The sequence below is a fragment of the Microcystis sp. M44BS1 genome (assembly GCF_020244875.1).
Taxonomy (GTDB): Bacteria; Cyanobacteriota; Cyanobacteriia; order Cyanobacteriales; family Microcystaceae; genus Microcystis; species Microcystis panniformis.
Genome location: NZ_JADBVM010000010.1, coordinates 1 through 5874 on the forward strand (window position 1 = coordinate 1; position 5874 = coordinate 5874).

The following is a 5874-nucleotide window of genomic DNA, read 5'->3' on the forward strand; positions in this document are numbered from 1 at the left end:
AACCTTTATAGAGACAGACATTGCCGCAATTTTTGTCAATTGTTTGCGATCTGGAGCGAACTAATCAATTAAATCTCTTGCCAGATAAGGATTGAGTCGATTTATGCCCCCATATCGAACCATACCAAGTCCCGAAGAGCCGCTTGAGTTAACAAGGGTTGTGCCGAACCACCAGCAAAATTTCTTAGGGGAAATTCACCAAGAAGATAATAAAAGTATTTTAAATTATTGTTGTTGTTTGTTTTAACAACAATCGTATTATCAGAAGCCCAAAATTTATTATTGCAAATTTCAATAGAGCCGCAATAAGCACCAACTCTACCTATAATGATAGCATTTTCATGATTAAAGCTGTCAGAATTGCCAATTATTCCATTCGATCCATATATTTTATATTCTCCATTTTTAAGTTGGCTTGGTGCTTTTCCATTAAAAAAGCTAATTACATCTTCAAGATAAACCTCGGTCAGATTCATATTTTTATAGTCTCCAAATAACGTATTAAACTACTAGACGGACAATCAAATCCCTTTCAACCGAATGAATAGATCGCCTATAGCTTTAGCATTTTCCAGCTAAACGAATCGCCCGCAGATGTAACCTTTTCTAACTTACCAAATTTGGGAATCACCGGTGGGAAGCAGGACTTTTTATCCCCCTAAATCCCCCTTTTCAAGGGGGACTTACGCAGCCGTAGCGCCCGTCTCACCACCAGCACCCCTACCGCGCTCCGGTTCCGGTTCCGGTTCCCCTTCCGGTTCCGGTTCCCCCCTTGAAAAGGGGGGCTAGGGGGGATAACCTTTTCAAGGAGGACTAAGGAGGATCATCAACCTCCGTACAGACAGGAAGCGAAGAAATAAACCCCGATATTTTCTCACAAACCGCCTCGAAATCGTATTTAACCTCATCATTGGTGAAACGGATCACCGTTAATCCGTATCCCTCCAAAACCTTCGTTCTTCTAGCATCATAAGCCATTGCCTCCGGAGTAAGATGAACCTCCCCATCCACCTCGATCACTAATTTCAACTTCGGACAATAGAAATCAACGATAAAATGATCGATCGGTCGCTGTCGCCACATTTTTAAGGGAAATTGCCGGAGAAAAGCCCATAACTTTTTTTCTGTCGGTGTGGGATTTTTTCGCATTTCCTTGGCTCTAGGGACTAAATCGGGATTGTAGGGTAGAAAATAAACACCGTATTTTAATTTAGACACGATCGCTATCTCCATCGGTCTCCTTTAAGGAAATATACCCAAGTTCTTTTTTAAATTCCTAACCCTTCAAAATTCTTCGCAATTTCATCAGCTAAACGAATCGCCTCGAAGTTGAGATCATTTAACTCCAGATGAATTTCGCGTAACGTTTCCTCGAAATCGAAACCCTCATCTTCCTCCTCTGGGGAAACGCCGACATAGCGTCCGGGGGTTAAACTCCAATCATTCGCCTGTAACTCCTCGCGATCGACCACTTTAACCAACCCTTCCACATCCCGCAGCTTGGCATCGGGGAACCTTTCTAATAACCAGTGAGCGTGACGGTAGAAACTACGAACCGATTTAAGCTGTTCGATCGCATTCTGACGGTTTGTATCAGCTTCTTTGCGTAAGATATTGAGTCCGCGGGAATTCCACCACAGTTTACTATCTCTTGCTCCCAGATCCTTCTCGGCACGCTCGATCGCTCGACCTAATAACTTATTCACCAGATCCGCCTGTTTGCCCAGATCCCGGCTAAATTCGCCGTATTCGTGATAACGACGGACAGCCTCGTGTAAAGTCTCTAAATCATCAGCATTATAGGAAATCGGAGGGAAACTGGCGTATTTATCCATGTCATCCTTAAAAAGCTCAGATGCTGTTCGGAGTTCTAACCATGTCCCGTCTTTTTCATCGATGAGATTATAAAATTTCTCTAGTGCCTCCGTTAACTTGTCCAGATGCTCGCGATAGTTTTGTAAAAGAGCGATCGATCCCTGATACTCTCGATCGATACTCTGGCAATAACCGACAACCAAATCGATAAAACGCTTGGATTCGCTCCGATAGAGCCAGACAATCGAGAGAATATTCTGTAACTGCTCTGGGCTAAAATCGTTGATCGTCCGGTTTACTTTCCGGTAAATATTGCGGGCATCGATCATTAATATCTTATCTTGAAGCTCGGCGGGTTTTCCTCGATTGAGAAACCACAACTCGCAGGGTACGGAGCGGGTATAGAAAAAGTTAGAGCGGATGGCGATCATTATGTCCACCGTTCCCGTCTCGATTAACTTCTGTCTTACCTTGCCTTCGTCTCTCCCGGCGCTGGAAGCTTGGGAAGACATAACAAAACCGGCTTTTCCTCGATCATTGAGATAGCTGTAGAAGTAACTGATCCATAGATAGTTACCGTTGGAAACTTTGTTATTTTTATTGACTCCTGGCAATCCGAAGGGTAAGCGCTCATCACCATCTACCTTACTATCTACCTCGTCCACGTTAAAGGGAGGATTGGCCATTACATAATCCACTTTCCCAGCTAATGCCAGCGGATCCTCGTAGTAGGTGATCGCTTTTTGGATATCCCCTTCTAAACCGTGAACTGCGAGATTCATCTTGGCTAAACGAATCGTGGTCGGATTCTTCTCTAACCCTTTAAAAGTTAACATCTGGGGATTGATGCGCTGTTTCTCAACGAAATGTGCGCTCTGGACAAACATTCCCCCCGAACCACAGGCAGGATCGAAAACCAATCCGTGATCGGGTTCTAAAACATTGGCGATCAAAGATACTAGAGAAACGGGAGTAAAAAACTCTCCGTTATCGTGAGCTTTGAGATTAGCGAATTGTGTTAGGAAATATTCATAAATTCGCCCGAAAATATCCCCATCGGCTTTTTTTAACTCTTCCGGGTTTAAAATCCGTAGTAAATTCCCTAATACCACGTTATCTAGCTCTTGGTACTCCGTTTTCGGTAAAATACCCCCTAAAGGTGGATAATCCCCCTCGATCGATAGCATTGCTTCCATCAAGGAAGTCGATCGATTGACGCTATCGGGGAGCGCCACCAGAAAATCGAACTGAGCTTTTTCTTGGAGATAGATGGCTCCTTTGCACAAGAAATCTTCTTTGGTTAAGGAGCGTGTTTTACCCTGTCGCTTCGGTAAATCCGCCTCTACCTCCCTCTTAACCTTGAGAAAACGACTATAGGCATGACGGAGGAAAATCAAGCCCATAACGGGCAGAAAATACTCGTTACTGGCATAGTTAGAATTAGCTCGCAGAGTATCGGCCGCTTTCCAGAGCTTTTTTTCGATCGCTTCGATGTTGTCCAGTTGGGCCATGAAATTTTACTCAAGAATTAGGTAGATGGTCGAGCGTGAAGGGAAAATTAAGGGATTCTGTATAGTATCTATCTTCTCAAGTAATGGCAGCGATGGTTAATTGCCTTCACCGCTCTCCCAGAACAAACAGGAGAGGTCTTTTGATAGACTAGAGTTATAGCCCCAGAGTAGGGAGCTAGTGGCTAGAAAAGCTTAATATTTGAGATGAACCGATCGAGCGAGAATATCGTCTAGAATTAATTAGCTCAAAAAATCCTGACTGAATCTACCTTTAAGCGAACTTTTCTAAAAATGATGGCTGAATTACTGAGTCTAGTTCCTGCCAAGTCCCTCGAAACCGATGTAGTGGTAGGGGAACCGTCGGCAGTATGTCCCCTTCCTCCAGTCACGGTTAGTAATGATACCCTACTTATTTCCCTAATCGATCGCCTACGACGTACTTTAGAAAATCACCGTGGCGAAAATCAAATTGTGGTGATGCAGGATTTCCCGGATCCCGATGCTCTTTCTAGTGCCTGGGCCTATCAAATTATCGCCGAACAGTACGATATTCACTGTGATATAGTCTATGCGGGTACTCTCTCCCATCAGGAAAATGTCGCTTTGGTAAAACTAACGGGTTTACCGGCTAAACGTTGGGGAGTCCATACCCTCAAGGATAGAGATCTTTCGGTTTATCAGGGTTGTGTTTTTGTCGATGGTCAGGGAACCAATAGTCAGTTAACCACTCTGGTTAAACAGGCAAAAATTCCCATTATTGTCGTGATTGATCATCATACTCGCCAAGGGGATCTAGAGGCGGAATTTGTCGATATTCGTCCCCAAATCCGGGCAACAGCGGCGATGTTAACCCAATATATCCAAAAAGGGTTAATAAATTTTAATACTAGCGATACCGTCCATGTTAAGTGTGCCACAGCCTTGATGCACGGATTGCGATCGGATACGAATAATTTAATGCAAGCGCAAGAATGTGAATTTATTGCTGCTGGTTATCTCAGTCGTTTCTACGATGCTCAATTATTAAACGCTGTCCTGCAATCGGCCAGATCCCGACGGGTGATGGATGTGATTGAACGGGCCCTGAAAAACCGTATTATTAAAAATAATTATTCGATCGCCGGGGTCGGTTATTTGCGTTATGATGACCGGGATGCGATTCCCCAAGCTGCCGATTTTTTGGTGACAGAGGAAAATGTTCACACGGCTTTAGTTTATGGTATCGTTCACGATGAAGATGAGGATATCGAGTTAGTCATTGGTTCTATGCGTACCAGCAAAATTACCCTAGATCCCGATGAATTTCTCAAGGAAGCTTTCGGACAGGATAACCAAGGTCGCTTTTTTGGTGGTGGTCGTTATATGGCCGGAGGTTTTGAAATTCCTATCGGTTTCCTCGGTGGTTTTAATAATAATGCCGAATATGCAAAACTTAAGTGGGAACTCTATGACACCCAAATTAAACAGAAACTTTCCCATCTAGTTAACCCCGATGAAAAGGTAATTCGCACCTAGCTATTAGACCTCAGCTATCTATTATCATGGCAAAGACCGACCTAACACTGATATGAAACTTTATTTTGTGCGTCATGGATTAGCAGGACAATCGGGGGATTATCTCAACGATAGGGAACGTCCTTTAACCGAGGAAGGTAAGGCCAAAACTGCTAAAGTTGCCCAAAGATTAGGACAGTTGGGGGTGAAATTTGACCTAATTTTGACCTCTCCTTTGGTGCGTGCCGTGCAAACCGCCGAAATTTTGCAAAAAGCGGGTTTAAGCCGTGAAATTGAGCAATTTAACCCCCTATCTCCCAACGGCAATATTCAAGATTGGGTACAGTGGTGGCAAAAGTCCGACTATCAGCGAGAGGAAAATGCGATCGCACTGGTGGGCCACGAACCGGATTTAGGCTATTGGACGGAAATGCTAGTTTGGGGCAAGTTTCAAGGAAAATTATCGGTCAAAAAAGCGGGAATAATTGGTCTAGAGGTTCCCAATCAAGAAAATCCCCTAGGTAAGTGTCAGTTATTCTGGTTGACAGCACCGAAATTACTTCTCTAGGAATTAACCTAGGTGTATCTATCCTTTTTGGAGACTACAATCGATGTTTAGTTAGGGTATGCCGAAAAAGTGTATTGGTGGGGGTAGGAGTCAGGAGCCGGTCGTCAGGAGATAGGAGTCAGGAGATAGGAGTCAGGAGACAGGATTGCTGGAGATAGGAGTCAGGAGACAGGATTGCTGGAGATAGGAGATTATTTTTATTTATTCTCCCCACACCCTACACCCGACACCCCACACCCTACACCCGACACCCCACACCCTACACCCGACACCCGACACCCGACACCCGACACCCTACACCCTGCCGCCAGGAAAAACTTTTTGCCGCAAACCCTAATTAGGGTCTGCGGCAAAAAGTACGGGCGAAGCATTCGGATAGAAAATCTACGGTTTCACCGATAGGTTATTGCCCGAATGCTTCGCCCCTACAGGACGCGGGCCGATGAAGACGCAAGGTTTTGAACGACGATTCTCTCAAAATCTTGC

5 protein-coding genes are annotated in these 5874 nt (G+C 44.5%); 2 read left to right on the top strand and 3 right to left on the bottom strand.

The annotated features are described in order from the left end of the window. Window positions 1-101 precede the first annotated feature (101 nt). From IM515_RS00360 to IM515_RS00370, 3 genes are all read right to left on the bottom strand, one after another. The gene (locus IM515_RS00360) at window positions 102-476 is read right to left on the bottom strand and encodes a restriction endonuclease subunit S (protein WP_287627896.1); all 375 of its coding nucleotides are present in this window, start codon (window positions 474-476) and stop codon (window positions 102-104) included. A 337-nt stretch (window positions 477-813) separates the two neighbouring features. Beyond that, entirely contained in the window at window positions 814-1233 is a 420-nt protein-coding gene (locus IM515_RS00365; protein ID WP_052275827.1) for an endonuclease domain-containing protein, read from the bottom strand. Window positions 1234-1268: 35 nt separating this feature from the next. Then, window positions 1269-3326: a class I SAM-dependent DNA methyltransferase gene (locus IM515_RS00370; RefSeq protein WP_287627899.1), complete on the bottom strand. Its 2058-nt coding sequence runs from the start codon at window positions 3324-3326 to the stop codon at window positions 1269-1271. Between the two features lie 291 nt (window positions 3327-3617). Between IM515_RS00370 and IM515_RS00375 the strand changes: the two genes are divergently transcribed. Continuing rightward, on the top strand, window positions 3618-4841 hold the full coding sequence (locus IM515_RS00375) for a DHH family phosphoesterase (protein WP_287627900.1): 1224 nt from the start codon (window positions 3618-3620) through the stop codon (window positions 4839-4841). 52 nt (window positions 4842-4893) lie between these two features. Next, a complete protein-coding gene (gene sixA / locus IM515_RS00380) occupies window positions 4894-5388 on the top strand; it encodes a phosphohistidine phosphatase SixA (RefSeq protein WP_002771496.1) in 495 nt (164 codons plus the stop codon). Window positions 5389-5874 lie beyond the last annotated feature (486 nt).

Coding starts and splice junctions, on each gene's coding strand:
- sixA (WP_002771496.1), top strand. CDS start 4,894: ATGAAACTTTATTTTGTGCGTCATGGATTAGCAGGACAATCGGGGGAT.
- IM515_RS00365 (WP_052275827.1), bottom strand. CDS start 1,233: ATGGAGATAGCGATCGTGTCTAAATTAAAATACGGTGTTTATTTTCTA.
- IM515_RS00375 (WP_287627900.1), top strand. CDS start 3,618: ATGATGGCTGAATTACTGAGTCTAGTTCCTGCCAAGTCCCTCGAAACC.
- IM515_RS00370 (WP_287627899.1), bottom strand. CDS start 3,326: ATGGCCCAACTGGACAACATCGAAGCGATCGAAAAAAAGCTCTGGAAA.
- IM515_RS00360 (WP_287627896.1), bottom strand. CDS start 476: ATGAATCTGACCGAGGTTTATCTTGAAGATGTAATTAGCTTTTTTAAT.